This window comes from Tardiphaga sp. 709 (genome assembly GCF_032401055.1).
Taxonomy (GTDB): domain Bacteria; phylum Pseudomonadota; class Alphaproteobacteria; order Rhizobiales; family Xanthobacteraceae; genus Tardiphaga.
The window spans coordinates 1626966-1653027 of record NZ_CP135529.1 but is presented as its reverse complement, the minus strand read 5'-3'; the positions used below and the strand labels follow the sequence as shown (position 1 = coordinate 1653027).

The following is a 26062-nucleotide window of genomic DNA, read 5'->3' as shown; positions in this document are numbered from 1 at the left end:
AGAGCAGGGCAATCATCACATGATCAATTCACGCTTCTTCAACCGCTCGGAGCTGATCGGTTTCCTGTCGCTGCTGCTGCTGCTCGCGGTGATCCTGCCGCTGTTTCTCGATGTGTTTCGTCTCAACCTCGTCGCCAAATATCTGACCTATGCTTTCGTCGCCTTGGGCCTTGTGATGTGCTGGGGTTATGGCGGCATCCTCAGCCTCGGGCAGGGCGTGTTCTTCGGCCTCGGCGGCTACTGCATGGCCATGTTCCTGAAGCTGGAAGCCTCCAGCGTCGCCAACACGAAGATTCAGTCGACGCCCGGCATTCCGGATTTCATGGACTGGAACCAGATCACGGCGCTGCCGATGTTCTGGAAGCCGTTTCACTCGCTGACGCTGACCATCATCGCCATCCTCGTGGTGCCGACGCTGCTGGCCTTCATCATCGGTGCCGCGATGTTCAAACGTCGTGTCGGCGGCGTCTATTTCGCCATCATCACCCAGGCCATCGCCGCGATCGCCACCATCCTGATCATCGGCCAGCAGGGTTATACCGGCGGCATCAACGGCATGACCGACCTGCGGACGCTGAACGGATGGGACATCCGCACCGACCACGCCAAGGTCATCCTCTACTTCTTTGAAGTGTTCGTGCTGTTTGCCTGCATTATCGCGGCGCAATTCGTCCGGCTGACCAAGCTCGGCCGCATCCTGGTGGCGATGCGCGAACAGGAAGATCGCGTCCGCTTCTCCGGCTACAGCGTCGCCAATTTCAAGATCTTCGCCTTCTGTGCCGCGGCGATGTTCGCGGCGATCGGCGGCGCCATGTTCACGCTGCAGATCGGTTTCATGTCGCCGTCCTTTGTCGGCATCGTGCCGTCCATCGAGATGGTGATCTACACGGCCGTGGGTGGCCGCATGTCCATCTTCGGTGCGGTCTACGGCACGCTGCTGGTGAACTACGCAAAGACCATGCTGTCGGAATCCTTCCCCGAGCTCTGGCTGTTCGGCCTCGGCGGCTTGTTCATTGCCGTGGTGCTGTTCTTCCCCAATGGCCTGTCCGGCATCTGGCGCGACCACGTGCAGCGTCACGTCGATCGCCTGATCGCACTACGCACGTCGAAGACGCGAAAAGCCTGGGCCATCAAATCCGCCGCTGACGGCGCACCGGCCGAGTAAGGGGACATCATGCTCATCGGACATCAGCCCAAGGAATTTCTGCTCGCGGTCGAGGGGCTCACTGTTTCCTTCGACGGCTTCAAGGCGGTCAACGATCTCTCCTTCTATGTGGAGGAGAACGAGATCCGCGTCATCATCGGGCCCAACGGCGCCGGCAAGACCACCGTCCTCGATCTGATCTGCGGCAAGACCAAAGCGACGTCAGGCTCCGTGCAGTTTCGTGGCACGGAACTGACCAAGCTGAAGGAAAACCAGATTGTGCAGGCGGGTGTCGGCCGCAAATTCCAGACGCCGTCGGTTTATGACGATCTCACGGTGTTCGAGAATCTGGAGATCTCCTATCCGCGCGGGCGCTCGGTGTTCGGCTCGCTGATGTTCAAGCGCGATGCCGCGGTGCGCGAGCGCGTCGAGGAGGTCGCCGAGATGATCTTCCTGAAGGATCGTCTCAACATGTATGCCGATGTGCTTTCGCACGGCCAGAAGCAGTGGCTCGAGATCGGCATGCTGCTGATTCAGGATCCAGACCTGCTGATGCTCGACGAGCCTGTCGCCGGCATGAGCGTGAGCGAGCGCGTCAAGACGGCGGAGCTGCTCAATACGATCATCAAGAACCGCTCGGTGCTGGTGATCGAGCACGACATGAAATTCGTCGAGGACATCGCCCACAAGGTGACCGTGCTGCATCAGGGACAGATCCTGTCCGAAGGCACCATGGAGAAGGTTCAGAACGATCCCAAGGTCATCGAAGTCTATCTGGGTCATTGAGGATGATGATGGAACGCCACAGCCCGCAGCCGTCATTGCGAGGAGCGAAGCGACGAAGCAATCCAGCCTTCGCTCGGTGCTGTCTGGATTGCTTCGCTGCGCTCGCAATGACGACCGAGAGAGAATAGCCATGCTCGCGATCAACGATCTCCACGTCGCTTACGGCCAGAGCGAAGTCCTGCACGGCCTGAATGTCTCGGTGCAGCCCAACGAAATCGTGGCCATCATGGGCCGCAACGGCATGGGCAAGACTACACTGATGAAATCGCTGATGGGAATCGTGCCAACCAAGTCCGGCTCGGTGACCATGGAAGGCAAGGAGCTCGGCGCGCTCAAGAGTTATGAGCGCGTCGCGCGGGGCCTCGCTTATGTCCCGCAGGGCCGCATGATCTTCTCGCATATGACGGTGAAGGAGAATATCGAGACCGGCCTCGTCGCCTCCGGCGAGAAGGAAGTGCCCGGCGATCTCTACGAGCTGTTTCCGGTGCTGCTGGAAATGAAAGGCCGCCGCGGCGGCAATCTCTCCGGCGGCCAACAGCAGCAGCTTGCCATCGCGCGGGCGCTCGCCACCAAGCCGAAGGTGCTGCTGCTCGATGAGCCGACCGAAGGCATCCAGCCGTCGATCATCAAGGACATGGCGCGGACGCTGAAGCACATCCGCGACACCAAGGGCCTGTCGATCATCGTCTCCGAACAGGTCTTGAGCTTCGCGCTCGATGTCGCCGACCGGGTGCTGGTGATCGAGAACGGCGAGATTGTTCGCGACGAAGCCCGTGAGGGTATCGATGCGGCACAGATCGCAAAGTACCTGTCCGTCTAACCAGCCTTACGTTCAACCACCAAGACCAGTAACCGAAGGGGAGCATTGAATGCCAGATACACTGATCAAGGTCGACCTTACGCAATCGGCCTACGACAACGACATGATTCACAACCGCTGGCATTCGGACATTCCCATGGTCGCATGGGTCAATCCCGGCGATGACTTCATCGTCGAGACCTATGACTGGACCGGCGGCTTCATCAAGAACAATGACAGCGCTGACGACGTGCGCGATATCGATCTGTCGATCGTGCATTTCCTGTCCGGCCCGATCGGCGTCAAGGGCGCCGAGCCCGGCGATCTGCTCGTGGTCGATCTGCTCGATGTCGGCCCGATGAAGGACTCGCTCTGGGGCTTCAACGGTTTCTTCTCCAAGCAGAACGGCGGCGGTTTCCTGACTGATCACTTCCCGGAAGCGCAGAAGTCGATCTGGGACTTCAAGGGCATGTACACCTCGTCGCGCCACATCCCGGGCGTGAATTTCGCTGGTCTGATCCATCCCGGCCTGATCGGCTGTCTGCCCGATCCAAAACTGCTCGCTACGTGGAACGAGCGTGAGACCGCGCTGATCGCGACCAATCCGGAGCGTGTGCCCGGCCTAGCCAATCCACCGTTCGGCCCGACTGCCCATATGGGTCGGCTGAAGGGTGAGGCGAAGGAGAAGGCTGCGGCCGAAGGCGCGCGCACGGTGCCGCCGCGCGAGCATGGCGGCAATTGCGACATCAAGGATCTGTCGCGCGGCTCGAAAGTCTATTTCCCGGTCTATGTCCCTGGCGGCGGTCTCTCCATGGGCGACCTGCACTTTTCGCAGGGCGACGGCGAAATCACCTTCTGCGGCGCCATCGAAATGGCCGGCTGGCTGCACATCAAGGTCGATGTCATCAAGGACGGCGTGTCGAAATACGGTATCAAGAACCCGGTGTTCAAGCCGTCGCCGATGACGCCGAACTACAACGACTTCCTGATCTTCGAAGGCATCTCTGTCGACGAGCAAGGCAAGCAGCATTATCTCGACGTGCATATCGCCTATCGCCAGGCCTGTCTGAATGCCATCGAATATCTGAAGAAGTTCGGCTATTCCGGCGCGCAGGCCTATTCGATCCTCGGCACCGCGCCGGTGCAGGGCCATATCTCCGGCGTCGTCGACGTGCCCAATGCCTGCGCCACGCTGTGGCTGCCGACGCAGATCTTCGACTTCGACATCAATCCGTCGTCGGCGGGCCCGATCAAGCACATCAAGGGCGACATCGAGATGCCGCTCTCGCCGGACAAGTAACGCGGTCAACTCGGCTGCGGGGTTGGCGTCACGACCCCGCAGCCCCTTTTTCTGATGTGCGAACGAGAGTGAAGTGCCATGCCGGTCTATGAATATCTCTGCGACGATTGCGGTCCCTTCACCGACATGCGGCCGATGGCCGAATGCGATGACCCGCAGGACTGTCCGCATTGCGCGACGCAGGCGCCGCGCGTGATCCTGACTGCGCCCGCCTTCTTCTGCATGCCCTCCGACAAGCGCAAGGCCCACGCCACCAATGAGCGCAGCCGCAATGCGCCGAAGACATCGGCGGAGTACAAGGCGTCGCATGGGGCCGGTTGCGGCTGCTGTTCCGGAAAGAAGCCATCGCGGCTGGTGAAGCAGACCCGCTCGGGCGCCAAGAGCTTCCCGACAGCGCGGCCGTGGATGATCAGCCACTGACTCCTCTGAATTGATGCGCTAGAGTCCACTCCCGTGTGCCTCATTGCCACGGGAGGCGGAGGCGCGAGCATGCGACACAATCCATTCGGCCACACCACGCGCGACGTCTCGGTAATTGGGCAAGGCACCTGGTATATCGACCACAGTGACCGCGCTGCGGCGGTCAGGGCGCTGCAGGCCGGCCTCGATGCCGGCATGAGCCATATCGACACGGCCGAAATGTATGGTGACGCCGAGCTCGTGATTGCAGAGGCCATCGCCGGCCGTCGCGACGAGGTGTTCCTGGTCTCCAAGGTACTGCCCAGCAACGCGTCGCGGAAGGGCACCATTGCCGCCTGCGAGCGCTCGCTGAAGCGGCTGGGGACTGATCGGCTCGATTGCTATCTGTTGCACTGGCGCGGTCAGGTTCCGCTTACCGAGACCGTTGCTGCCTTCGGAGAGTTGAAGGCCGCCGGCAAGATTGCCTCCTGGGGTGTCAGCAATTTCGATGTCGACGATCTCAACGAGCTGTCGAAACTCGCAGGCAAGGGCGCCATCGCCTGCAATCAGGTGCTCTATCATTTGCAGGAGCGCGCCATCGAACACCGCGTGATCCCGTGGTGCGAGAGCCATGGCGTCGCCGTCGTGGCCTATTCGCCGTTCGGTCATAATGATTTCCCGTCGCCGCGCTCGCCGGGTGGCAAAATCCTGCAGCAGATCGCCGATGCGCATCTGGCCACGCCGCGGCAGGTGGCGCTGGCTTTCCTGATCCGCCAGCCAACGGTCTTCGCAATTCCGAAGGCGTCTTCGGCCGCTCATGCCGCGGACAACGCGGCGGCGAGCGGATTGACGCTCAGTACGGCCGAACTGGCCGATATTGGAAAGGTATTCCCGCTCGGCCGGGAGCCTTCCAGTCTGCCGATGCTGTAGGGGATGCGGTAAAATCGATGCTGCGCTGCACGCTGACCGCTGATGCGTCGGCCGGCATAGGCTTTTTTGCCTTCTTGCATATCCGTGTCCTGATATCGGCAGTTGTCCCGGCCTTGTGATCGTCGTTTTGTGAGCCCTATTCGATTCGGCTCGCATGCACCGACGAGCCCGCATATTGGTCCCCGCTCGTGACAAGCCATGTTCCGCCGCCGAAGACTGCTGCCCGTGTATCGGCTCATCGCCATACCGACCGGCCGCTGCACGGCATTCTTATGATCATTTGCTCGACGGCGTTTCTGGCGTCATCGGACGCGATGGCGAAATATCTGTCGCGCACGGGCATGCCATCGGTGGAGATCGCCTGGATCCGCTTTCTGGTGTTCGTCGTGATCCTGCTGCCGATCGTGTTGGCGCCGGCCTCGGGCAATCCGATGCGCTCGACGCGGCCGCTGCTGCAGGTCTTTCGCGGGCTGGGCCTGTTGTGTTCGTCGATCTTCTTCATCATGGCGCTCGGTTATCTGCCGATCGCGGAAGCGACTGCGACCGGCTTCATCTCGCCGCTATTCGTCACCGGGCTATCGGTTCTCTTCCTCGGCGAAAAGGTCGGTCTGCGCCGCTGGACCGCCACCATTGCCGGGCTTCTGGGCGTATTGATCATCGTGCGGCCGGGCACCGCGGCGTTTCAGCCCGGCACGATCTTTCCCATCATTTCGGCGCTGGGCTGGGCGACCGCGCTGGTGCTGACGCGCAAAATCAGCGGAGCCGACCGCGCCATCACCACGATGGCGTTCTCGGCGATCACCGGCTTTCTCCTGCTCAGTGTCATCGTGCCGTTCTACTGGATCGTGCCGAGCTGGACGCAGATCGCGCTCGGTGTTGGTATTGGCGTCGCCGCTACTGTCGGCCACTGGATTGTCGTATTGGCCTTCCGCTATGCGGATGCATCGGTACTGGCGCCGTTCTCCTATGTGCAGCTGGTGTGGGTGACGCTGATCGGCTTCTTCCTGTTTGGCGAAGTGCCCGATGCTGTCGCTTTCGCCGGTGCTGCAATCATCATCGCCAGCGGTGTCTACACCGCACATCGCGAACGCGTGCGCCGTGCGCAGGTCACCGCACCGGCGGAACCTTATCCGAGCGCTTAATGATGAGCTGTTGATCGAAACAGGTCGTCCCCATTGCTCGATTTCCCCTGAGCCATGGCGCTTGCGGTGGGTACATCCGAATGTGTTGCATATCTTTCCGCAAACATGGACGATGATACCCTGGCATATTTCGGGCTTTATCGCGGCTTAAGAATAACAGCTCTTCCGTGCAGTTTTTTCGCGAGTTTTAAACATTCCGAACGTTGCACGCGCTATGCTTCGATATCTCGTCAGATGTTGGTATCTTTATGCTACGAGTCTGGAATTGCATCGAATTGCAGCATGACTGGCGGCAGATCCTGCTGGCGGCAGCGGTGTGTTTTCTCTCCAGCCTTGCTGCCGTCAACCTGTTCACGCGGGCGCGCACCGCATTGCCCGACACGCGCCTTGCGTGGTTGATTACCGCGGGCGCGGTCACCGGCTTCGGCACATGGGCGACGCATTTCATCGCGATGCTCGCATACACGCCTGGTTTCGAACTCCACTACGACCTCATCATCACCGCCTGTTCGCTCGTCGCCTCTGCAGTGATGACCACGGCCGGCTTCGCGATCGCGCTGTTCAATCGAACCAAACGAAACGCGCTGGCCGGCGGCGCGGTGATCGGCCTCGGCATCGCCTGCATGCACTATATGGGCATGGCGTCGCTGCGCATCCCCGCCATCATCCAGTGGATGCCGGACCTTGTGACGGTGTCGGTCGTCGGCGGCATGGTGATTGCCGCCTTGGCAATCCTGGTCGCCCAGACCGCCGACCGGTCGGGCAAGCTACTCGTTGCCGCACTGCTTCTGACGCTCGCGATCTGCGTACATCACTTTGTTGCCATGGGCGCGATCGATCTGACCTACAATGCCGCAGCCGCTGAGAACCAAAGTCTGCTGTCGCCGATCGAACTGTCGCTGGCCATTGCGGCCTTCACCGCTGCCGTGGTGATCGCCGGCCTCGTCGTTGCCGTAACAGATCAGCGCACCCGCCGCAGTATGAGCAAGCGCAATCTGCAGCTCGATGCGGCGCTCAACAATATGGAGCAGGGCCTATGCATGTATGGCGCCGATGGCCTGCTCGAATTGTGGAACGAAAGCTACTTGCGCATGTACAATATCCCGCCGGCGAAAATGTTGGCCGGCGCGACTGAGGATCAGGTGCTGGCAATTCGCGCGGCAGCTGGCACGCTGTTTGTCGACATGGATAGTTATGAGATGAAGATGCGGACGGCCCTCGCGGATCGCGTGCCGAGCAGCCAGACCGCCGAGCTGCCGGATGGACGCGCCATCAATGTGCGCTACCGGCCGATGAAGAATGGCGGCTGGGTCGCGACCCACGCCGACATCACCGACCGCAAACTCAGCGAAGCGCGGATCGTGCATCTCGCGCGGCACGATCCGATCACCGATCTGCCCAATCGTGTTGCCTTCAACGAACATCTGGCCCGCGTCTTCAAAGAGGCCTCGGCGGGACACGGCTCGTTTGCGATCGCGCGGATCGATATCGACCGCTTCAGAGAGACAAATGATGTATACGGCCAGGCCACCGGCGACGCCGTACTGGCCGAGCTGGCGAAGCGGCTGGCGCAAGCCTGCAACGGTGCATTTCTGGCACGGCCGAGTGGCGATATCTTCTCGATCGTGTCTCATCTCGGCGCGGAGCCGCAAACAGCGGAAGATCTCTGCGCGCGGTTGTCGAGCATTCTCGATAATACGTTTCAGATCGACGGCCAGCACGTCAATGTTCGCTGTAGTATCGGCATCTCCGTCTATCCGCAGGACGGCCAGGATATCGAAGCTCTCATTGCGCATGCGGATCTGGCGCTCGATCGCGCCAAGGCCGAGGAACGCGGCACCATCCGCTTCTTCGAGGCTGCGATGGATCAGCACATCCGCGAGAAACGACTGCTGCAACGTGATCTCGTGGTGGCGGTCGAGAACAAGCAATTCCAACTCTATTTTCAGCCGCAGGCGACCACGGAGGGCGCTGTCGTCGCCTTCGAGGTTCTGCTGCGCTGGCGGCATCCCGAGCGCGGCATCATCTCGCCGACGGTGTTCATTCCGCTGGCGGAGGAGAGCGGTCTGATAGGCGCCATCGACGAATGGGTGGCGCGCGAGGCCTGTCGCGAGGCGGCAACCTGGGTCAATCCGCTGTCGATCGCCATCAATCTGTCGCCGGTCAATTTTCAGCGCGGCGATGTGCCCGGGATGCTCGCCGCCGTTCTGGCGGAAACCGGTCTCTGCCCAAAGCGTGTCGAGATCGAGATCACCGAAGGCGTGCTGATTGACGATTTTGCTGGTGCCATCGCAATCCTGCACGCCGTCAAGGAATTGGGCGTTCGCGTCGCCATGGATGATTTCGGCACGGGTTATTCGAGCCTGAGCTATCTGCAGGCTTTCCCCTTCGACAAGATCAAGATCGACCAGACCTTCGTGGCCAAGCTCGAGGACAATCCGCAGTCCGCGGCTATTGTTCACGCTATCATCGGGCTCGGCCGCTCGTTGAAGCTCCCGGTGATCGCCGAGGGCGTCGAGACCGTCGCCCAAATGTCGTTTCTTGCCGCCGAGGGCTGTGCGGAGATCCAGGGCTTCCTGATCGGCCGCCCACAGCCGATTGCGCATTATCAAAGCGTCGTCAGCGCCCTGGGTGGTACCGCCGCCACGGTGAAGCGAGCCAGCTAGCTCTGGGCCCTTACACCGGCAGTGCGATCGAATACTTCACCTGGCTGAGGGCGAAGCTGGATTCGATCGAGGCGATGCCGTCGAGCCGCGTCAGCTTGTTCTTCAGGAATGCCTCATAGGACGACAGATCCGCCGCGACGACGCGCAAGAGATAGTCGCGGTTGCCGGTCATCAGATAGCATTCCAGTACTTCCTCCCATTTCGAGATCGCTTTCGCAAAACGGTTGAGGTCTTCCTCCTTCTGCCTGACAAGCTGGATGGAGATGAAGACGCTGACTGGCAGCCCGATTGCCTTCTGATCGACCAGCGCCATGTAGCGGGTGATGACGCCGCGCTCTTCCAGCAATTTCACCCTGCGATGGCACGGCGAGATCGAGAGCCCGACCCTCTCGGCCAGCTCCTGCATGGTGATGCGGCTGTCGATCTGCAGCGCGGCGAGAATCTTGCGGTCGATTGCGTCGAGGGCTGACATTGGGAAAATTCCATGAAATGGGATCCGGAACAATTCGTTTATCCCAATATGGTCATGGTTGTCGCGATGAATTGAGAAAATCCCTTTGGCGCGCCTGCTAGAATGGCGACCTCATTACGAACCAGCTCAGCTGGCCGACGCGGGAGTCCATCATGCCGATCGATCACAATCGCCTGCAGACCCTGACCGCGTTGGCGCGCAAGGTGCTCTGGCTCTCATCATGGACCATCCATAACGCCAACCACATCCGCCCCAATACCGATGGTCTCAAGGTCGGCGGTCATCAGGCTTCGTCGGCGTCGCTCGCGACGATCATGTCAGCGCTCTATTTTTCTGTGCTGAAGCCGGAGGATCGCGTTGCGGTGAAGCCGCATGCGAGCCCGGTGTTCCACGCCATCCAGTATCTGTTCGGCAACCAGACGCGCGAGAAGCTGGAAAACTTCCGTGGCTTCAAGGGCGCGCAGAGCTATCCGTCGCGCACCAAGGATATCGACGATGTCGATTTCTCTACCGGCTCGGTTGGCCTCGGCGTCGCGCAGACGCTGTTCTCATCGCTGGTGCAGGACTACGTCTCGGCTCACGGCTGGATGAAGGACCGCCGCGAGGGCCGCATGATCGCGCTGGTCGGCGATGCCGAGATGGACGAGGGCAACATTTTTGAAGCGCTGCTCGAAGGCTGGAAGCATGGACTGCGCAATACCTGGTGGGTCGTCGACTACAACCGCCAGAGCCTCGACGCCGTCGTGCGCGAAGGGCTGTGGGAGAAGTTCGAATCCATGTTCCGCAACTTTGGCTGGGACGTGGTGATCGTGAAGTATGGCCGGCTGATGGGCGCCGCCTTTGCCGAGCCTGGCGGTGCCGCGCTGAAGACCTGGATCGACAACTGTCCGAACCAGATCTATTCGGCTTTGTGTTTCCAGGGCGGCGCGGCGTTCCGCAAGCGGCTCAATGACGAAATCGGCGACCAAGGCCCGGTGTCGCGTCTGATCGAGGCGCGCAGCGACGACGAATTGCTGGCGCTGATGTCCAATCTTGGCGGTCATGACATGGCCAGCATGGTTGAGGCCTTCGAGGCGATCGATCACGATCGTCCGGTCTGCTTCATCGCCTATACGATCAAGGGCATCGGCCTGCCGTTCCAGGGCCACAAGGACAATCATGCCGGCCTGATGACGCCGACGCAGATGGAGACTTGGCGCGCGGCACAGAACATCCGTCCCGGCCATGAGTGGGACAGATATGAAGGCCTGACGCAGGATGCGGCGAAGCTGGATGCCTTCCTGAAGAATGTGCCCTTCGTGCAGCAGGGCACGCGGCGCTTGTCAGCGCCTGCCATTGACGTTCCCGCGCATCTGTCGTTCAAGCCGTCGCCGGAGATGTCGACACAACAGGGCTTTGGCCTGGTGCTCAATGAGTTGGCGCGGGGCGATACCGAACTGGCGTCGCGCATCGTGACCGCGTCGCCCGATGTCACCGTGTCGACGAACCTCGGCGCCTGGGTCAATCGCCGCGGGCTGTTCGCGCGCGCCGAGAAGGCCGATCACTTTCGCAGCGAGAAGATTCCCTCGACCTTCAATTGGGATTTCTCGCCGAAGGGCCAGCACATCGAACTCGGCATTGCCGAGGCGAACCTGTTCATCCTGATGTCGGCCTTGGGCCTGTCGAGCAGCATCAACGGCGTCCGCCTGCTGCCGGTCGCGACGCTGTACGATCCCTTCATCGAGCGTGGTCTCGATCAGCTTAACTATGCCTGTTATCAGGATGCGCGTTTCATGGTGGCGGCGACGCCGTCGGGCATCACGCTGGCGCCGGAAGGCGGCGCGCATCAGTCGATCGCGACGCCGCTGATCGGCATGGCGCAGGATGGTCTCGCATCGTTCGAGCCGGCTTTCGTCGATGAGCTCGCCGTGATCATGGGCTGGGGCTTCCAGCACATGCAGCGTGACGCTGGCACCGATGATGCCGGCCAACGCACGGGCGGCTCGGTCTATCTGAGGCTGTCCACGCGCACGATCGAACAGCCGCAGCGCATGATGACGCCGGAGCTGCGGGAGGGCATCACCGATGGCGCCTACTGGCTGCGCAAGCCGGGCGCCAATTGCGATCTGGTGATCGCCTATGCCGGCACGCTGGCACCGGAGGCGATCGAGGCAACGGGACTGCTCGGCGACAGCCATCGCGACATCGGCCTCTTGGCGATCACCTCAGCCGACCGTCTCCACGCGGGTTGGACGTCGGCGCGGAAAATCCGCCGCGACAGGCGTAACCCGCAGCATCTGAGCCGTATCGAGAAGCTGCTGCAGCCGCTGCCGCGCGATTGCGGCATCGTCATCGTGCTCGATGGCCATCCGGCGACTTTGGGCTGGATCGGCAGCGTGTGCGGTCATCGCATGGAAGCGCTGGGTGTCGAGCAATTCGGCCAGACGGGCACAATTGTCGATCTCTATCGCCACCACGGCATCGACGCGAATGCGATCGTCGACGCGGCGGAGGAGCTGAGCGGCGTGCCCGTGCTGCATCGGAAGATGGCGGTGTGAATGCTGGAGAGGCGATGGTCTCTCAGATGTCATCCCCGCGAAGGCGGGGATCCATAACCACGGTCAGAGCAAGAGAAGCGGCAGAGCCATGATTTCAGTGCTTTGCCTCAATCTCTAGCGTGTATGGGTCCCCGCCTTCGCGGGGACGACACGAGAGTTTGGGGCAGCTCCGCCTCAAAACGCCTTGAACGTGATGATCGTGTGGGTGTCCTGGATGCCCGGGATGGTTTGCACCTTCTCGTTCACGAAATGGCCGATGTCGGTGGCGTTATCGACGTAGAACTTCACCAGCAGATCGTAATGCCCGGCTGTGGAATAGATCTCCGAGGCGATTTCGGCTTCGGCCAGCGCGTTGGCGACGGCATAGGACTGGCCAAGCTTGCACTTGAACTGGACAAAGAAGGGGACCATCGGGATTCTCCGGAAGCGGGCGATTTTAGAGATCATCAAGCCCAAAACAGGGTGCGGCGCAAGCCGCCAGCATGTCGCCGGGTTGCTGGTTCACGACTGGCAGGGTAGGACTGGTATGGCTGCTTATCCCTTGATCTCGTGCGAGTTTTTCCGATGCCCACACCCATTGCGCTGACCATTGCCGGTTCGGATTCCTCGGGCGGCGCCGGGATCCAGGCCGACCTCAAGACCTTCGCGGCGCTGGGCGTCTATGGCGCGTCGGTGATCGCAGCACTGACCGCGCAGAACACCAAGGGCGTCACCGGCATCCATCAGGTGCCCGCTGAGTTCGTCAGCGAGCAGATCAACGCCGTGTTCGTCGATCTCGCCGTCGGCGCGGTGAAGATCGGCATGGTCGCGCAGCGCGATGTGATCGAGGCCATCGCCGCGGGCCTCGCGACATGGCAGCCGAAGCATGTGGTGCTCGATCCGGTGATGGTCGCGACCTCAGGCGATCGCCTGCTGGCGCCGGAGGCCATCGCCGCGCTGCGCAGCACGCTCATTCCGCTGGCGCAGATTATCACGCCGAACCTGCCAGAGGCCGCCGCACTGCTCGACGAGCCGATGGCAGAGGGCGATGCTGCGATCGAGGCGCAGGGCAAGCGGCTGCTCGCGCTCGGCTGCAAGGCTGTGCTGATCAAGGGCGGTCACGGCCACGGCCCGGAGAGCACCGACTATTTTATCACCGCCGATCGCGCCATCGCATTGCCGGCCGCGCGTGTCGCGACGAAGAACACGCATGGTACGGGCTGCACGCTATCGTCAGCGATCGCCGCAGGGCTTGCCAAAGGCGAGACGCTGGAAGCCGCGGTGCGTGCGGCGAAAGCCTATGTCACAGCGGCGATCGGTGCCGCGGATCGTTTTACAGTCGGGCATGGCCATGGGCCCGTGCATCATTTCCACGCATTCTATTAGGCGTATCAAGGTTGGCTCAAACCAACCTCGGCGCGCTCCAATCACCTGAGCATCGGTCCGCGCATGAGCCTGTTGCATCTCATGGCATATGACGAAAGAACGTCGCGTGCCGCTTACGAACCGTCGCGGCAGACGCTCACCATGTAGATTGTGAGTTCATTTGTGCCGATGAGGTTGTAGGGATCCTCGGCACCCTGTTCGCGTAGCCATTTCATCTGAAGGTCATAGGCTTGGCGTTCGTGGGCTGCCACACATGGAGCTTCGACGTTGTTGGCTCGTTGCACGTGATGCACGAGCTCGTGCAGCAGCGCGCTCTTCTGCCGCAAATTGACTGGTTGCCACTCGTGGGGCAGGTAGATCGCGCCTTGTTCGCGGCTGTAGAGGGCCTGAAATTCGAGCCCGCTATTTTCCGGCGCACCACTTAGCACAGCCATTTCTGCTGACGTCGCGAAATGGATTGGCGGGTGAGCCGGAGGGACGAAGCCGGTTTGGGCAATGATCCATGCGATATAGGTGGCGATCAGAGCGTTCACGTAGTGACCTCATGCGGATATGGTCTGCGGGGAATTGAGCGCTTCGGTTTGCGTAATCGTGGCGAGGATCAGAAAAGGCCCGAGCTCAAATCCAGGCCGTAAGTGAGCGAGAGCACGAACACCAGAATTCCGGCTCCGCAGAAAAACAGAAAATGCTTGAGCACATCGGCTCCGGTGATCGAACGAATCGCGCGGGACATCGCGCTCGCGATTGCAGTCATGTCAGCCTCACGATTGTTGCCGTCCATTGATGATTGATGCCTCTTCGCCTGCCGCGATCAGTCGCCCCAGGCCGCTATATTCACAGGGCGACTGTGCTCGGGCGCCGCCCGTGCGAGCAGGACGCCACCAATCACGTGCACAATGCCGAAGCCGATAAGGATCAGGATGATCAGGTGTGTTTCGCTCAGTCGCCTCACGTTTCTTTTCCTTTCACTGTTCTGTATCTGACGAACGCGCGTGTCCGGCGATGGAATAGGCTTGCCAAGATTGGTTTCGACGCGGTCGGAGATGAGATGCTGGTAGCGATGAACGATGTTGATTGCCTGCCGGCGACGTGATTCATGAAGTGCGCTGACGATCATCGAAGCCCCTACAGGTGCTGGAGATGGCGCCGGAAAGTCGGTCTTCATCACTCTTTTCCTGATACTTCACGGGATGATGCAGGTGAGCTTGCTGACCGCTGGGCCCGCCTGACACCCTTGAAATTTGCGTTAGAAACTTCGCCGCGCTTGCTGGCATTGGCAGCGATGCTACTGCGGCGTTGGCTTTGTTCGCCTACGGTAGCGGCGGGCTCGACATGTGGTATGTGACGAAATCATTGGAAGCGAGGTCAGGCTGATCGGCTTGGGGCCTTTGGCTCGTTGCAGCCAAAGCAATCAACAAAATCGAGCCATAGAACGCGATCACTCCAATTCTCCATCTCGCGACGACTCGTCGTTCGTCTTCGGTTGAGAGAAAGGCATACGATAGCGCTCGCAGTTGCGCGGTATTGGTCAATGCGACCTCCTGCTTGATAGCGACTTCGAAATCGAACTGAGATCAGTCGCCTCCGAAAAGGAGAGGTGAGACGGGAGGCGTGGCGTGCGAAGCCGCTCTGGCTTTCGGAGCGGCGAGGGAAGTCCGCGCCACATCAACTCCGGCGAGGATCACGGTCAGGGTAGCGATGACCGCAATGATGTGACGCGTGCGCATGAAGGCTTCCGGGTGAAGTTGCTCTGCGCCGAATGCCGCTCGCATCTCGTCGCATTTTGATTTGAACCCGCTGCCGTCTCATCCGGCGTTAGTCAGCCGTCATCGCTGCGTTAATATTGCTCGCAAAGTTGCCAATCCAGGTAGAATGTATATTGAGAGCGCGCGTCTGTTCAAAAATTGGAAGTAATTGGCATTGTGCCCAAAATTTAATCTTTCGCTTTTGGGACGCTTCGTGCTCACCGGGCCGAACGGCGCCGTCGGCTTGCCAAACAAGAAGCTCTCGGGATTGCTTGCTTATCTGGCTTGCACGGCACCGGAGCCTCAGCCGCGCGAAAAACTGTCGAGCCTGTTCTGGGGGTCTTATTTCGACGCGCAAGCCAGGCAGAACCTCCGTCAGTCATTGTTCAAGCTACGTCAAATTCTGGGTCGGGATGCTCTCAAGAGCGATGGCGAGTTCGTATCGCTGAATACGACGGTGATCCTGTGCGATGTCAGCCGGTTCGAGGTCCTGGTGCGGGAAGGCGGCCGCGATGCGCTGGGTGAGGCAGCGGATCTCTATCGAGGGCGCTTCGTCGATGACATCGGTGTTACCGAAGAAGGCTGGAGCGATTGGCTGGCTGGCGAACGCCAGCGATTTCAGGAGCTGGCTCTAAGTGCGATGGTCGGGCTCGGCGAAAAAGAGCTGGCCGCCGGTCGTGCCGATCACGCATTGAAGGCCGGGCATCGCGCGAGCGCGCTGAACAACATGCGTGAGGATGCGCACCGGTTGATCATGCAGGCTCTGTCTGCAACAGGGCGTAAAGCTGAAGCGCTCAAATACTATCAAGAGGTCGTTACGCTTCTGAAGCGAGAGCTCAACACGGAGCCGGACGAGGCAACCCGAGCACTCGTCGCTGAACTACGCAGGGCCCAGACACTGGCTGAATCGGTGGTTGTCAGCGAGGTCGAGATATCGGTTCCACCCGCGCCTGCTCTGATGATGGCCGTGGATCAACCATCCATCGTGGTTCTGCCGTTTCGGAACATGAGCGACGACCCGGAGCAGGAATACTTCGCTGACGGTGTCACCGAGGACATCATCACCGCTTTGTCGCGCTTTCGCGAATTCGTGGTCATCGCACGCGGATCGAGCTTTGCCTTCAAGGATAGAAGGCTGACCAGCCGGCAAATCGCACAACAACTGGGTGTTCAATACGTCCTGAGCGGCAACATCCGCAAAGCGGGCAACCGCATCCGTGTCTCGGCCGAACTGACCCATGCCCGCGATGAGGTCCAAGTGTGGTCGGATCGCTACGATCGCGCCATCGTCGATGTTTTCGATCTGCAGGATGACATCAGCGCGAGTGTCGCTGCGGTGATTGATCCGGCGGTGCGGAGCGCCGAGGTCGAACGCGCACGGCGTAAGCCGCTCTCGGATCTTTCAGCTTACGACATCTACCTGCGAGCGCTTCCCTATCTATGGAGCGGAACCCGTGACGGGATCACGAGGGCGATCGTATTGTTGCGACAGTCTCTCACCCTCGATCAGCTGCGCCCAGCCACGCTGGCGTCCCTTGCCTGGGCACTTGTCATGGCGTCGCCTCTGGGGGCGGCGGCTTTGCCGGAAACGTTGGTCGAAGCCCTCGCCTTGGCACGCCGCGCCGTCGAGGAAGATGGCACAGATGCTTTTGCCCATGCGGTCTATGGCTTCACATTGTTTGGTCCGGTCGGCAACAACGATCAGGGGCGCGTCCACTGCAAGGAGGCTGTGCGCCTCAATCCAAGCTCCGCCTTCGCCTGGGGCATCCTTGGAATGATCGACAGCATGGGTGGTGACTATGAGCATGCTGTCACATGCCTTCACCGGTCGATCGCCCTTAGCCCCTACGACAATATGCTCCATTTTTGGATGACGGGCCTGGCTGCATCATGCTTTGCGCTCGGGCGCCCCGAGGATGGTATCTTGTGGGCGCGCAACTCGATCCAGCAGAATCCGGCCAACGGTACGGGTCATCGCATGCTGGTAGCCAATCTTGTAGCCGCCAGGCGATTGGAAGAGGCGCGTGACGTGACGCGCCAGCGCGATGCCGTGCAAAAGACGACTATCACAGAGCTTCGTGCTATGCGCTTTTTCAAGCAGGACGCTGCTCTCGAACGTTACCTGTCGGCTCAGCACGAAGCCGGCGTTACGGATTGAGCCTCACGCGCTGACTGCAGATATCAACGTCCGGACGGTCATGAAGACCAGGATGAGCGAGCCCACAGTCCAAAAGGTCGCGCGGATCTCATGAATCTGTCCGGTGAGATAGGCGATAAAGTGAAGCAGACGTGAGGCGACGTAGCCGTATAGCAGCCATTGCGCGAGCAGCAGGGATGGTTGCGTGAGAATGTAGAGCAAACCCGCGACCAGGAAGTAGGGCAGGCTCTCAAGATCGTTCATTTGGATCCGGCGAATCCGCTCGACGCGCTCGTTGGGCAAGAGTTGCGCCGGGGAGGGCGCGGGGTTCATCGGCGTCTTCTTGATATCCTCCGGCGAACGGTAGCCGCCTTTGACGTCGACCATACGGACTACAGTCAGCCACGACATCGCCACAGCCTTGAGGATCGTCAGACTCGCAGCAATGACGTAGGTAGCGAATAGCGGATCGTTCAGAGTGAGCTTGTCCAATGCGCCGTCCCCCACAGGTCATAGATCGTATCTATGATCCAGCGCGTTTCCCAGTGAAATACAATGTCTGTTTGCACGATCGTCCGATTAACCGCCGTTGAAAAGGACGAATGTCGTGTCATGGAAATGCTCCACCCGAAGATTCTTGATCTTCTGGTGAGTCTCGGAGACATCGATACTCACGCTCCTGGTCGAGCGCAGGTCCGCCGCAACAATTGGATTATGATTTTGGGTTAGCGGCGCTTCAGTAGCCAAGGCTCCCAGAAAAACCGTGACGCTTCGGCATGCGCTTCGTACAGGCCGATGCCGATATCGCAGAGAAAATCGGGCCTGTCTCTGATATCCGCGCGCAACTCTGCCCTGAAGCGGGCTCGCTGCCGCCACGTGGCAGGCAGGCTGAAGATCGCACCAAGACGCAGATGATCGTCGCCTGATACAAACTGTGCGTAGGCGCGCATGGTGGTGCTCCGATTTTTGCGACCGGGATATCCCGGTACATCGCTGTGTGACAGCCATTGAAGCCTGTCGACGTCGTCGCCGACGTCAGTCAGGCGTCAGAGCAGCGTTATTTTCGCTTAAGGCGCCGCGAAAAGGCGGCCAGGCGTTTCGGAACGCGTTCAGGAAGGGCTTCGTCTTGCAAATTCCGCGCGCGTTAGCGCCGGATTCACGAGCCACGCGCTGCAGCCGCTCTGCGGGTACATATCGGTTACGGTAGTCCCTTTGGCGGTCCTCTGGCGTATCCAGCGGTACCTCTCATGCGACACTCTGTCGTCGATCTGTCATCCCGGCTTGATATCAGCCGAACAGCAAATGGGTTGTCCGATTCTTCCGGACACGCTGGACGGAACCTTCGATGACGACGCTGGATCTCGAAAAATCCATTGTTGAAACGGCCTATGCGCGCTGGGCTCCGATCTATGATGCGGTGTGCGGTCCGGTGATGCTGAAGGGCCGGCGCGCGGCTGCGGAAGCGGCGCGTGCTGTGGGCGGCAAGGTGCTTGAAGTCGGCGTCGGCACGGGCCTGTCATTCGATGACTATGATGCGACAACCGAGATCACCGGTATCGATCTGAGCGCGCCCATGCTTGCCAAGGCGCGCGCCAAGATGGCGACCGGCCGCTATCCATGGGTCAAGGACATCAGGGAGATGGATGCCCATGCGATGAGCTTTGCAGACGCGACCTTCGACTGTGTCGTCGCGCAGTTTGTGATTACGCTGGTCGAGAATCCCGAGCAGGTGTTGTCCGAGTGCCACCGGGTGGTGAAGCCGGGCGGACGCATCATTCTCGTCAATCATCTGTATTCGGAGACTGGTCTGGCAGCCGCCGTTGAGCGCTGGGCCGCCGTGAAGACCCGTTCCTTCGGTTTGCGCCCGGAATTCCCGTTCGCGCGGCTGCAGGCGTGGTCGCAAGCGAATGCTGAATCGATCCTCATCGAACGCCGCAAGGTGGCGCCGTTCGGCATCTACACATTGGTTACTTTTGAGCGAACCGCGGCGGCGCTGGCGGCGTAAATCGTCATCGCCGTGTCATGCAAATCAGTTAGCTGCTCGACATGGAAAGAGACGTGATGAGTGAAGGCAACGAAAAGCGCTTTCGCACCTTGTTTATCTCCGACGTCCACCTTGGCGCCCGCGGATCGCAGGCTGACCGGCTGCTGGACTTCCTCCGTACCCATGATGCCGATACCATCTATCTCGTTGGCGACATCGTCGATGGCTGGGCGCTGAAATCCGGCTGGCACTGGCCGCAGTCTCATAACGACTTCGTCCAGAAGATGCTGCGCAAGGTGCGCAAGGGCGCCAAGGTCGTTTACATTCCCGGCAATCACGACGAATTCCTGCGCAGCTATTACGGCACGCATTTCGGCGGTATCGAGGTTGTCGAGACCGCGACGCATGAAGGCGCGGACGGCAAGAAATATCTCGTCATCCATGGCGATATTTTCGACCTAGTGGTGCAGAACGCGCGCTGGCTCGCCCATCTCGGCGACAAGGCCTATGACTTCGCGATCCAGATGAATCGCCTGGTCAATGCGCTGCGCAAATTGTTCGGCTTCCCTTACTGGTCGCTGTCGAAATGGGCCAAGATGAAGGTGAAGAACGCCGTCAACTATATCGGCGCGTTCGAAGAGACGCTGGCCGGTGAGGCGCGGCGCCACGGCGCTGATGGCGTGATCTGCGGCCACATCCACTACGCGACGATCCGCGACGAGCATGGCATCCGCTACATGAATTGCGGTGATTGGGTCGAAAGCTGTACGGCGCTGGTCGAACACGAGGATGGCCGCTTCGAGATCATTACCTGGACCGATCCGGTCCGCCGCGGCATGCCCGTGCCGGCGCTTGCACCGGCCAAGGCGGCTTGAAGGATGGCGGATTGATGCGCATTCTCGTCGCTACCGATGCCTGGCATCCCCAAGTCAACGGTGTCGTGCGGACGCTGACGATGATGGCGGAGGCGGCGAAGGGCTTTGGCGTCGATGTGAGTTTTCTCACGCCGGAATCGTTTCGTACGGTCGGGCTACCGAGTTACGCTGATTTGCGCGTCGCGATTCCGAGCCGCCGCAAGATCGCGCAACTGATCGACGAGGCGAAGCCCGACAACATCCACATCGCCACTGAAGGCCCGATCGGATTTTCTGCGCGCGCTTATTGCCGCCGTCGCAACATTCCCTTCACCACCAGTTTTCACACGCGCTTTCCCGAATATATCTCGGCGCGTTTTCCGATTCCGGAATCCTGGGTCTGGGCCGGCCTGCGCCGCTTCCATGGCGCCAGCTCTGCCGTGATGGCGGCTACGCCGGCGCTGGCGAGCGAGCTACGTGACCGCGGCTTCCGTAGTGTCGTGCTGTGGCCGCGCGGCGTCGACGCCAATCTGTTTCATCCGCGCCAGGTCGATCTCGGCAAGCCGAAGCCGATTTTCCTCTCAGTCGGCCGCGTCGCCGTCGAGAAGAACCTCGAAGCTTTCCTCGATCTCGACCTGCCGGGTACGAAGGTCGTGGTCGGCGATGGTCCGGCGCGTGCCGCGCTCGAAGCGAAATATCCCGAGGCACTGTTCACGGGCGCGCTGCAGGGCGAGGCTCTGGCCGTTGCCTATGCTTCAGCCGATGTCTTCGTGTTTCCGAGCAAGACCGACACCTATGGTCTCGTGCTGCTCGAGGCGCTGGCGAGCGGCGTGCCCGTGGCTGCCTTCCCGGTAACGGGTCCGAAGGACGTGATCGGCGCGTCGCCAGTCGGTGTGTTGTCGGATGACTTGCGGCAGGCCTGTCTCAAGGCGCTCGAGATTTCGCCGCAGGATTGTCTCAGCTTTGCTGCCGGTCACACCTGGGAAGCGTCGGCACGCGCTTTCGTTAACAATATCAGCCATGTGCGGGCCGAAATCGCCGCCCGTGCACCGTCCGCAGCGAAGCATCCGCGTTTCGCTGCCTGATCTGCGATTGGTATAGCTTGCCCGCTGGTTGTGCCGCGCGATAAAATGCGCGCATGACAAACACCTCGATGCCGATCACATCCGCCGATATCGATGCCGCCGCGCGCGTCATCGCCCCCTATGCGGCGCGCACGCCATTGCTCCGCTCGCCTGCGCTCGATGCGCAGACCGGCGCGAAAGTGTTCCTGAAGCCTGAAGTGCTGCAGCGAACCGGGTCGTTCAAGTTTCGCGGTGCCTTCAACAAGATTTCCTCGATCCCCGAGGGTGAGCGCGGCAGGGGCGTCGTCGCATTCTCCTCCGGCAATCATGCGCAGGGCGTTGCCGCCGCGGCGCAGATCCTTGGCATGAAGGCGACCATCGTGATGCCGTCCGATGCGCCGGTGTCGAAGGTCGAGCGCACCAGAGGCTATGGCGCCGAAGTCGTGCTCTATGACCGCGACAAGGAAGACCGCGAAGCCATCGCGCGCGATATCGCCGGCAAGAGCGGCGCCACGGTCGTGCCGCCCTATGACGATCCGTTCGTGATGGCCGGGCAGGGCACCGTCGGCCGCGAGATCGCCGAGGATATGGCCGCTTTGGGCATCGCGCCGGACATCGTGTCTGCGCAAGCGTCCGGTGGCGGCCTGATCGGTGGCATCGCGACCGCTGTGAAGGCGCGTTTCCCGGAGACTTCGATCATCGTCGCTGAACCCGCGGGGTTTGACGATCACGGCCTCTCATTACGCGCTGGCAAGCGCGTCGCGCACAGCAATACGGGCCGAACGATCTGCGATGCGCTGATGGCCCTGACGCCCGGCGAAATCACCTTCGCCGTCAACCAGCATCTGCTGGCGGGTGCCGTCACCGCTACTGACGACGAAGTCGGCAAGGCGATGGCCTTTGCGTTTCGCGATTTGAAGCTGGTGGTCGAGCCTGGCGGCGCCGTGGCGCTGGCTGCGCTGATGCACGGGCGTTTCGACGCGCGCGGCAAGACGGTGGTGATCGTTTTGTCCGGCGGCAATGTCGATGCGGATCTCTACGCCAGGATCATCAACGCCTGATCCGGCCAGAGGCGCTTACGAGAAGAACGCGATCTTCTCGGCTTGCGTCATCTTGCGGATCGGCGCCAGCGGGTCCGATGCCGGCGCGTTCGGATCCGCGATCACGCCGCCAGCAATCAGCGCTGCCCCAAGCGACGGCGCGGCGGCTTCCACCTGAGGCACTAGGTCCGGTTGCGGCGGCTCGGGTGCCAGTGCAACCTCGGCGATCTGCGCCAGCGTCATCAGATCGGGATTGAGGGCTTCGGGCTCGGCTGGCTGAACAGCGACAGCTTCAACCTGCATCACCTCAGGCTCGACGTATTGAGGCTCGGCAAGTTGAGGCTCAATAACGTCCGGCTCGCTCAGATCGAGCGCGCCCATCTCTGCGGCGACCATATCGAGCACGGCGAGGTCATGTTCGTCCTCCGCAATCCCTGTCGTTTCAGGCGCCTGCAGGTCCGCAGCGATAGCCAGGGAGGTCTCCGCCATCGTGGCGGCAATCTCCGCGGTGGCTTCTGCGACAGGCGCGGCCGTTTCGGCGACGACCGTCTCTACAAGGGCCGGCTGTACAGCGGGGCGCGGCGGTTCGACGCTTGAGATCGTGACCGTTTCAGCAAGCACTTCGCTCGCCTGGGACTTGAACAGCGGTGTCACGGATGCTTCGCGCGCTTCTGCGACAACCTGCTCAGCCTTTTCGGCAACCGGAGTCGGTTCGGCCTGCGCAACCGTCGCCGCGCTGCCATCGACCATCTGCTCGATGCGCTGCATCAGCAAGTCGTAGCTCGCCAACACGTCCTCGCGGCCATTGCCGTTGGGCGCCTGCTGGCCGGCCTCGATGGCCTTCACCTGTGTGTCCAGGAGATCGCAGATGCGCGTGTCGGCGCCGCATTCGCGCAGCGTCCAGGCGATCTCGCGGATGATGCGGGTGCCGTTGCGGGCACCGGTCAAAACCTCGTCGGTGTCGACGCGCGGCAACGCCTCGATGGCGGTTGCCTTGGCCTGACGGACGGCAGAACGGATCGCGCCGAGGGCGGCGATCAGGCTGAGCGCTGGCGCCTGCTTCTGGGCGGCGAGATTGGCTTCCAGGCGCGTGACGGCTTCGAGAACCAGGCTGGTATCGGCGGTGCGGTTCCGCTTGGCATATTCGGCAAGAAACCAGCGGCCGCGCGCGGTCTCCATGAAGGCTTCGCGGATCGCGTCATAGTCTGCCTCGCCCGGCAGTGTGGGGCGGGCGGAGATCGGCGACAGGGCAAATGCTTCTTCGGCCATCATGATAACTCGTGGCGCGCACAGGGATGCGCGGTATGTAACCATCACCACGATCCCGTGGCGAATCGCAGTTCACCTCATGATAGCCGAATCTGCCACCCATAGCGCCCCGCAAATCCGCCGCAAATTCGCGCAGCGGCTGGCGATGTTCTACGGCACGGTGTTCGGCTCCAGCGGCTTCTATCTGCCGTTCTTCCCCGTCTGGCTGAAGGCGATCGGCATCGATCCGACCTGGATCGGCGCCATCCTGGCTGTGCCGTCGATGACGCGTTTCACCACGCTGCCCTTCATCACCGCTTTCGCGGAGCGCCGTCATGCCCTGCGCCAGACGATGATTGTCTGTGCCTTTCTCACCATGATCGGCTTTGCGACAGTGGGCACGCTCCGCGAACCGCTCGCCGTGCTCCTGGTCTTCGCGCTGACGGCAGTGGTCTGGACGCCGCTCACGGCGCTGACCGATGGTTATGCGCTGAAAGGCGTCGTGCGCTTCGGCTTCGATTACGGGCCACTGCGACTGTGGGGCTCGGCCGCTTTCGTGGTTGGTGCGCTTGCCTGCGGTCTGGTGGTCAATTGGCTCGACGGTGAGCATCTGATCTGGGTGATTGTCGCGGCGATGGTGCTGTCGGCTGTCGTCAGCCTTGGTCTGCAGCCATTGGGCGCGTCGACAGGCGACGGCACGGTGCTGTCGAAGGCGAGCGCTTTGCTGCGCGATCCCGGCTTTCTCGCCATCGCGATCTCCGCGGCGCTCATCCAGGGCAGCCATGCCGGCTACTACACCTTCGCGTCGATCACCTGGCAGGCGGCTGGGCTCGACGGCCTCACCATCGCGGGTCTGTGGACGCTGGGCGTGCTGGCCGAGATCGTCCTGTTCGCAGTGTCGCCGCGCCTGACATTGGCACCCGCGACCATGGTCATCCTTGGTGGCCTTGGCGCATTGCTGCGCTGGACGCTGACCGCGCAAACGCTTCCGCTCCCAATTCTCGTGGTCGTGCAATTGCTGCACGGCGCGACCTACGGTCTGACGCAACTCGGCACAATGGGCCTGCTGCTGCATCACGTGCCGCCGCACGTCATGGCGCGGGCGCAGGGCTATGTCACCGCCTGCACCGGCCTTGTGATGAGCAGCATGGCGGTTCTGTCAGGCGCGATCTATGCGCGTTACGGCGAGGGCGTTTACTACGTGATGGCTGTGCTTGGCTTTGCCGGTGCGACCGTCATATGGTTCGGCCGGTATCGCGCCGGGCAGCCGCCGGGCGTTGCGGGCGATCAGCCCCAGAGCGCCGCGTCGGGCGGATAGACCGTGCTTTCGTCATAGCGCAGACCGCCGTCGCGATCCCCTGCGAGCAATAGCGGGCCATCAAGATCGACGAAGCGTGCATATTGCGCAATCAGCATCGCGGGCGCCATCGCCAGCGACGTCGCCACCATGCAGCCGACCATAATGTCGAGATTCATGGCACGCGCGGCATCGGCCATCGCCAGCGCTTCGGTCAGGCCGCCGGCTTTGTCGAGCTTGATGTTGATCGCATCGTAACGCCCGCGTAACGCCTCGAGCGAAGCCAGGCCATGCACGCTCTCGTCGGCGCAAACCATGATCGGCCGATGCACATGCATCAGCGCATCATCCTTGCCTGCCGGCAGCGGCTGCTCGATCAGCGTGACGCCGGCATTATGGCAGGCATCGAGATTGGCTTTCAGGTTGTCCGGCGTCCACGCCTCATTGGCATCGACGATCAACTCGGATTCCGGTGCGGCCTGGCGCACGGCCGTGATGCGGCTGATGTCGTCGTCACTGCCGAGCTTGATCTTCAGCAGTGGCCGGTAGGCCGCCTTTGCGGTGGCGGAGGCCATCGCCTCGGGCGTACCTAGCGAGATCGTATAGGCGGTGGTGCAGGCGCGCGGTGCCGGCCGCTGCAGCATATCCCAGACGCGCTGGCCCCGGCTCTTGGCTTCGAGGTCGAGCAGGGCGCAATCCACGGCGTTACGGGCGGCACCGGCAGGCATGGCCGATTGCAGGGCGTTTCGGTCGAGGCCCGCGGCAAATCGGTCCTGCATCGCCAGGATGGCCGCCAGCGTGGCCTCCGGGGTCTCGCCATAGCGCGCATAGGGGACGCATTCGCCACGGCCGGTCAAACCGCCACGGTGAATCTCGGCGACCACGACGACGGCCTCAGTCTTGGCGCCACGGCTGATGGTGAAGGCGCCAGCGATCGGCCATTGCTCGATCCGGGCGGTCATTAGGGCAGGGGCAGCGTCGGAGGCGGACAATGCGGCGTCTTTCGGGCTGTGGCCGGCAACGGCGGGTAATGGCGTGTCTATAAGTTTACGTGATCGCCGTGAACTTGTTTGCGACGCAATGCCGGTGTCTGACAGTCCCGTCAGGGCGAATTAAGGCCATATTAACCATAGCAACGTGTTGGCTTCACTTG

The 26062-nt window shown here is 61.4% G+C and carries 25 protein-coding genes; 16 read left to right on the top strand and 9 right to left on the bottom strand.

Going from position 1 to position 26062, the window contains the following annotated elements; genetic code table 11:
- Positions 1 to 19 precede the first annotated feature (19 nt).
- From urtC to RSO67_RS08415, 8 genes are all read left to right on the top strand, one after another.
- Entirely contained in the window at positions 20 to 1165 is a 1146-nt protein-coding gene (gene urtC, locus RSO67_RS08450) for an urea ABC transporter permease subunit UrtC (RefSeq protein WP_315843111.1), read from the top strand.
- A gap of 9 nt (positions 1166 to 1174) precedes the next feature.
- Positions 1175 to 1930: an urea ABC transporter ATP-binding protein UrtD gene (gene urtD / locus RSO67_RS08445; protein WP_068735525.1), complete on the top strand. Its 756-nt coding sequence runs from the start codon at positions 1175 to 1177 to the stop codon at positions 1928 to 1930.
- Positions 1931 to 2060: 130 nt separating this feature from the next.
- Positions 2061 to 2750 carry an urea ABC transporter ATP-binding subunit UrtE gene (gene urtE, locus RSO67_RS08440; protein WP_068735526.1) on the top strand — a complete coding sequence of 230 codons (690 nt, stop codon included), beginning with the start codon at positions 2061 to 2063 and terminating at the stop codon, positions 2748 to 2750.
- Between the two features lie 49 nt (positions 2751 to 2799).
- Entirely contained in the window at positions 2800 to 4029 is a 1230-nt protein-coding gene (gene fmdA / locus RSO67_RS08435) for a formamidase (protein WP_315843110.1), read from the top strand.
- A gap of 78 nt (positions 4030 to 4107) precedes the next feature.
- Positions 4108 to 4449 carry an FmdB family zinc ribbon protein gene (locus RSO67_RS08430; protein WP_068735531.1) on the top strand — a complete coding sequence of 114 codons (342 nt, stop codon included), beginning with the start codon at positions 4108 to 4110 and terminating at the stop codon, positions 4447 to 4449.
- A gap of 69 nt (positions 4450 to 4518) precedes the next feature.
- Entirely contained in the window at positions 4519 to 5358 is an 840-nt protein-coding gene (locus RSO67_RS08425; protein WP_315843109.1) for an aldo/keto reductase, read from the top strand.
- A gap of 188 nt (positions 5359 to 5546) precedes the next feature.
- Entirely contained in the window at positions 5547 to 6500 is a 954-nt protein-coding gene (locus RSO67_RS08420; protein WP_410001826.1) for a DMT family transporter, read from the top strand.
- Between the two features lie 248 nt (positions 6501 to 6748).
- Entirely contained in the window at positions 6749 to 9166 is a 2418-nt protein-coding gene (locus RSO67_RS08415; RefSeq protein ID WP_315843108.1) for an EAL domain-containing protein, read from the top strand.
- Positions 9167 to 9176: 10 nt separating this feature from the next.
- Here the strand turns inward: RSO67_RS08415 and RSO67_RS08410 are convergent, their stop codons facing one another.
- A complete protein-coding gene (locus tag RSO67_RS08410; protein WP_315843107.1) occupies positions 9177 to 9638 on the bottom strand; it encodes an Lrp/AsnC family transcriptional regulator in 462 nt (153 codons plus the stop codon).
- A 152-nt stretch (positions 9639 to 9790) separates the two neighbouring features.
- On the opposite strand from RSO67_RS08410, the gene RSO67_RS08405 reads away from it, so the two are divergent.
- Positions 9791 to 12175 (top strand): transketolase, encoded by a 2385-nt coding sequence (locus RSO67_RS08405; protein ID WP_315843106.1) that lies wholly within the window; start codon positions 9791 to 9793, stop codon positions 12173 to 12175.
- Between the two features lie 174 nt (positions 12176 to 12349).
- Here the strand turns inward: RSO67_RS08405 and RSO67_RS08400 are convergent, their stop codons facing one another.
- Positions 12350 to 12586: an Lrp/AsnC ligand binding domain-containing protein gene (locus tag RSO67_RS08400; RefSeq protein WP_068735543.1), complete on the bottom strand. Its 237-nt coding sequence runs from the start codon at positions 12584 to 12586 to the stop codon at positions 12350 to 12352.
- Between the two features lie 153 nt (positions 12587 to 12739).
- On the opposite strand from RSO67_RS08400, the gene thiD reads away from it, so the two are divergent.
- Complete coding sequence (gene thiD, locus RSO67_RS08395; protein ID WP_315843105.1) at positions 12740 to 13540, top strand: bifunctional hydroxymethylpyrimidine kinase/phosphomethylpyrimidine kinase; 801 nt, start codon at positions 12740 to 12742, stop codon at positions 13538 to 13540.
- Between the two features lie 113 nt (positions 13541 to 13653).
- Here thiD and RSO67_RS08390 read toward each other — a convergent pair whose 3' ends face one another.
- The 3 genes from RSO67_RS08390 to RSO67_RS08380 all read right to left on the bottom strand — a co-directional run bounded on the left by RSO67_RS08390 (position 13654) and on the right by RSO67_RS08380 (position 14705).
- On the bottom strand, positions 13654 to 14073 hold the full coding sequence (locus RSO67_RS08390) for a DUF6647 family protein (protein WP_315843104.1): 420 nt from the start codon (positions 14071 to 14073) through the stop codon (positions 13654 to 13656).
- Positions 14074 to 14141: 68 nt separating this feature from the next.
- The gene (locus RSO67_RS08385) at positions 14142 to 14321 is read right to left on the bottom strand and encodes a hypothetical protein (RefSeq protein ID WP_175366484.1); all 180 of its coding nucleotides are present in this window, start codon (positions 14319 to 14321) and stop codon (positions 14142 to 14144) included.
- A 30-nt stretch (positions 14322 to 14351) separates the two neighbouring features.
- Complete coding sequence (locus tag RSO67_RS08380) at positions 14352 to 14705, bottom strand: hypothetical protein (protein WP_315843103.1); 354 nt, start codon at positions 14703 to 14705, stop codon at positions 14352 to 14354.
- A gap of 794 nt (positions 14706 to 15499) precedes the next feature.
- Between RSO67_RS08380 and RSO67_RS08375 the strand changes: the two genes are divergently transcribed.
- Positions 15500 to 17443, top strand: a complete 1944-nt coding sequence (locus RSO67_RS08375; protein WP_315843102.1) for a BTAD domain-containing putative transcriptional regulator — start codon at positions 15500 to 15502, stop codon at positions 17441 to 17443.
- A 3-nt stretch (positions 17444 to 17446) separates the two neighbouring features.
- On the opposite strand, the gene RSO67_RS08370 is transcribed toward RSO67_RS08375, so the two are convergent.
- Both RSO67_RS08370 and RSO67_RS08365 read right to left on the bottom strand, forming a co-directional pair.
- A complete protein-coding gene (locus RSO67_RS08370; protein ID WP_315843101.1) occupies positions 17447 to 17914 on the bottom strand; it encodes an MAPEG family protein in 468 nt (155 codons plus the stop codon).
- A gap of 233 nt (positions 17915 to 18147) precedes the next feature.
- A complete protein-coding gene (locus RSO67_RS08365; protein WP_315843100.1) occupies positions 18148 to 18372 on the bottom strand; it encodes a DUF1127 domain-containing protein in 225 nt (74 codons plus the stop codon).
- 395 nt (positions 18373 to 18767) lie between these two features.
- On the opposite strand from RSO67_RS08365, the gene RSO67_RS08360 reads away from it, so the two are divergent.
- From RSO67_RS08360 to RSO67_RS08345, 4 genes are read left to right on the top strand one after another with little or no spacing between them, the layout of a single operon-like run.
- On the top strand, positions 18768 to 19427 hold the full coding sequence (locus RSO67_RS08360) for a class I SAM-dependent methyltransferase (protein WP_315843099.1): 660 nt from the start codon (positions 18768 to 18770) through the stop codon (positions 19425 to 19427).
- Between the two features lie 56 nt (positions 19428 to 19483).
- A complete protein-coding gene (locus RSO67_RS08355; protein ID WP_410001825.1) occupies positions 19484 to 20281 on the top strand; it encodes a UDP-2,3-diacylglucosamine diphosphatase in 798 nt (265 codons plus the stop codon).
- Between the two features lie 14 nt (positions 20282 to 20295).
- Positions 20296 to 21345, top strand: a complete 1050-nt coding sequence (locus RSO67_RS08350) for a glycosyltransferase family 1 protein (protein WP_315843098.1) — start codon at positions 20296 to 20298, stop codon at positions 21343 to 21345.
- Between the two features lie 53 nt (positions 21346 to 21398).
- Positions 21399 to 22385: a threonine/serine dehydratase gene (locus RSO67_RS08345; RefSeq protein ID WP_315843097.1), complete on the top strand. Its 987-nt coding sequence runs from the start codon at positions 21399 to 21401 to the stop codon at positions 22383 to 22385.
- A 15-nt stretch (positions 22386 to 22400) separates the two neighbouring features.
- On the opposite strand, the gene RSO67_RS08340 is transcribed toward RSO67_RS08345, so the two are convergent.
- Positions 22401 to 23633, bottom strand: a complete 1233-nt coding sequence (locus RSO67_RS08340; protein WP_410001875.1) for a hypothetical protein — start codon at positions 23631 to 23633, stop codon at positions 22401 to 22403.
- 79 nt (positions 23634 to 23712) lie between these two features.
- Between RSO67_RS08340 and RSO67_RS08335 the strand changes: the two genes are divergently transcribed.
- Positions 23713 to 24930: an MFS transporter gene (locus tag RSO67_RS08335; RefSeq protein ID WP_315843095.1), complete on the top strand. Its 1218-nt coding sequence runs from the start codon at positions 23713 to 23715 to the stop codon at positions 24928 to 24930.
- Here RSO67_RS08335 and dgcA read toward each other — a convergent pair.
- Positions 24900 to 25871 (bottom strand): N-acetyl-D-Glu racemase DgcA, encoded by a 972-nt coding sequence (dgcA, locus tag RSO67_RS08330; RefSeq protein WP_315844203.1) that lies wholly within the window; start codon positions 25869 to 25871, stop codon positions 24900 to 24902. The genes RSO67_RS08335 and dgcA overlap by 31 nt on opposite strands.
- Positions 25872 to 26062 lie beyond the last annotated feature (191 nt).

What these genes read in the sequence shown, in the direction of transcription:
- urtC (WP_315843111.1), top strand. Translation starts at nt 20, where the DNA reads ATGATCAATTCACGCTTCTTCAACCGCTCGGAGCTGATCGGTTTCCTG.
- RSO67_RS08410 (WP_315843107.1), bottom strand. Translation starts at nt 9,638, where the DNA reads ATGTCAGCCCTCGACGCAATCGACCGCAAGATTCTCGCCGCGCTGCAG.
- urtD (WP_068735525.1), top strand. Translation starts at nt 1,175, where the DNA reads ATGCTCATCGGACATCAGCCCAAGGAATTTCTGCTCGCGGTCGAGGGG.
- RSO67_RS08360 (WP_315843099.1), top strand. Translation starts at nt 18,768, where the DNA reads ATGACGACGCTGGATCTCGAAAAATCCATTGTTGAAACGGCCTATGCG.
- RSO67_RS08425 (WP_315843109.1), top strand. Translation starts at nt 4,519, where the DNA reads ATGCGACACAATCCATTCGGCCACACCACGCGCGACGTCTCGGTAATT.
- RSO67_RS08415 (WP_315843108.1), top strand. Translation starts at nt 6,749, where the DNA reads ATGCTACGAGTCTGGAATTGCATCGAATTGCAGCATGACTGGCGGCAG.
- RSO67_RS08345 (WP_315843097.1), top strand. Translation starts at nt 21,399, where the DNA reads ATGACAAACACCTCGATGCCGATCACATCCGCCGATATCGATGCCGCC.
- RSO67_RS08335 (WP_315843095.1), top strand. Translation starts at nt 23,713, where the DNA reads ATGATAGCCGAATCTGCCACCCATAGCGCCCCGCAAATCCGCCGCAAA.
- urtE (WP_068735526.1), top strand. Translation starts at nt 2,061, where the DNA reads ATGCTCGCGATCAACGATCTCCACGTCGCTTACGGCCAGAGCGAAGTC.
- RSO67_RS08355 (WP_410001825.1), top strand. Translation starts at nt 19,484, where the DNA reads ATGAGTGAAGGCAACGAAAAGCGCTTTCGCACCTTGTTTATCTCCGAC.
- RSO67_RS08430 (WP_068735531.1), top strand. Translation starts at nt 4,108, where the DNA reads ATGCCGGTCTATGAATATCTCTGCGACGATTGCGGTCCCTTCACCGAC.
- RSO67_RS08350 (WP_315843098.1), top strand. Translation starts at nt 20,296, where the DNA reads ATGCGCATTCTCGTCGCTACCGATGCCTGGCATCCCCAAGTCAACGGT.
- fmdA (WP_315843110.1), top strand. Translation starts at nt 2,800, where the DNA reads ATGCCAGATACACTGATCAAGGTCGACCTTACGCAATCGGCCTACGAC.
- thiD (WP_315843105.1), top strand. Translation starts at nt 12,740, where the DNA reads ATGCCCACACCCATTGCGCTGACCATTGCCGGTTCGGATTCCTCGGGC.
- RSO67_RS08340 (WP_410001875.1), bottom strand. Translation starts at nt 23,633, where the DNA reads ATGGCCGAAGAAGCATTTGCCCTGTCGCCGATCTCCGCCCGCCCCACA.
- RSO67_RS08405 (WP_315843106.1), top strand. Translation starts at nt 9,791, where the DNA reads ATGCCGATCGATCACAATCGCCTGCAGACCCTGACCGCGTTGGCGCGC.
- RSO67_RS08400 (WP_068735543.1), bottom strand. Translation starts at nt 12,586, where the DNA reads ATGGTCCCCTTCTTTGTCCAGTTCAAGTGCAAGCTTGGCCAGTCCTAT.
- RSO67_RS08380 (WP_315843103.1), bottom strand. Translation starts at nt 14,705, where the DNA reads ATGAAGACCGACTTTCCGGCGCCATCTCCAGCACCTGTAGGGGCTTCG.
- RSO67_RS08385 (WP_175366484.1), bottom strand. Translation starts at nt 14,321, where the DNA reads ATGGACGGCAACAATCGTGAGGCTGACATGACTGCAATCGCGAGCGCG.
- RSO67_RS08365 (WP_315843100.1), bottom strand. Translation starts at nt 18,372, where the DNA reads ATGCGCGCCTACGCACAGTTTGTATCAGGCGACGATCATCTGCGTCTT.
- dgcA (WP_315844203.1), bottom strand. Translation starts at nt 25,871, where the DNA reads ATGACCGCCCGGATCGAGCAATGGCCGATCGCTGGCGCCTTCACCATC.